We start from the raw sequence: 1,106 nt of genomic DNA on the forward strand, positions 1-1,106 counted from the left end.
CATCGGGGCCGGCACGGACGTGGCCATCGACACCGCGGATGTCGTACTGATGCGATCGGACCCGCTCGATGTGCCCACCGCCTTGCGGATCGGCCGCGGCACGCTGCGCAAGATGCATCAGAACCTGGCGTGGGCGGTGGGATACAACGCGGTCGCACTCCCGATCGCGGCCGGCGTGCTCGAACCGGCCTTCGGATTCACCCTCCGCCCGGAGATCGCCGCACTGACCATGTCGGGCTCCAGTATCATCGTCGCGCTGAACGCGGTGTCGCTCAAACGACTTCGGCTTCCCGAGCCGCAGGGCTGAGACCCGGACCGGCCGGACGGCCGGGAGCCGCGAGGATGCCGCCGCTACGGCCGGGCGACGGGCGAGCGGGGAACGACCGCCGAGATCTGTGCGCACAACTGCCAGGGCCGCTCGGTGTCCACGGTCGACTTACCGCTGGTCAGAATCGCGCCGGACAGTCCGCGGTCGAGGTCGGCCCAGCCGTACTGGGTGGTCAATCCGCTACGGCCGAAATGCCTTTCGGTGTGGGCGCCGAACTTCGACCGCCGCCCGCCCAGCTCGAAGCCGGCGCGACTGACCCGGCCCGCGATGCCCGGGATCCGGGGAGCCGGTGCGATCGCGCTGTGCAGAGAGTCGGGAGACAGGATCCGTACACCGTCGAGTTCGCCACCGCGACAGAGGATTTCGTAGAAGCGCGAGAGTTCCGCGGCGGTGGTCACGAGATTGCCGGAGGGAAGCTCCGCGGTGAGGAACGCGCGCACCGAATCCGCCGAGGTCGAGGCGCTCATTCCACCGCCGAGCGCCTTGCCGGCCACCAGCGACCAGGCCCGGGAGGGTCGCGGTCCGGTGCGCACACTCGGCACCACCCGGTCGACGTCCTCCGGGCTCACCCCGAACGTCGTCCACCGGAAACCGAGCGGATTCAGCACCTGCTCGGCGAGATGGTCGCGCATCCGTTTGCCGGTCGCGCGCTGGACCAGCAGACGCAGAATCAATCCACTGGTCAGTGCGTGATAGACGCGAAATCGCCGGGGCGGCCAACTCGGCCGCAACTCGGTCAGCGCCCGCACCGCGTCCTCCTCGTCGACGACGGCGTCGA

At 69.6% G+C, this 1,106-nt stretch carries 1 protein-coding gene and 1 pseudogene; one reads left to right on the forward strand and one right to left on the reverse strand.

The window, feature by feature from the left end; all coding sequences use genetic code 11:
* Positions 1-307, forward strand: a pseudogene (locus ACGF5C_RS35080) (hypothetical protein); the annotation flags it as partial.
* 44 nt (positions 308-351) lie between these two features.
* Here ACGF5C_RS35080 and ACGF5C_RS35085 read toward each other — a convergent pair.
* A partial coding sequence (locus ACGF5C_RS35085; protein WP_393308764.1) for a serine hydrolase domain-containing protein occupies positions 352-1,106 on the reverse strand: 755 nt, incomplete at its 5' end.

It is taken from the genome of Micromonospora sp. NPDC047620 (genome assembly GCF_043205005.1).
In the GTDB taxonomy this organism is placed as follows: Bacteria; Actinomycetota; Actinomycetes; order Mycobacteriales; family Micromonosporaceae; genus Micromonospora.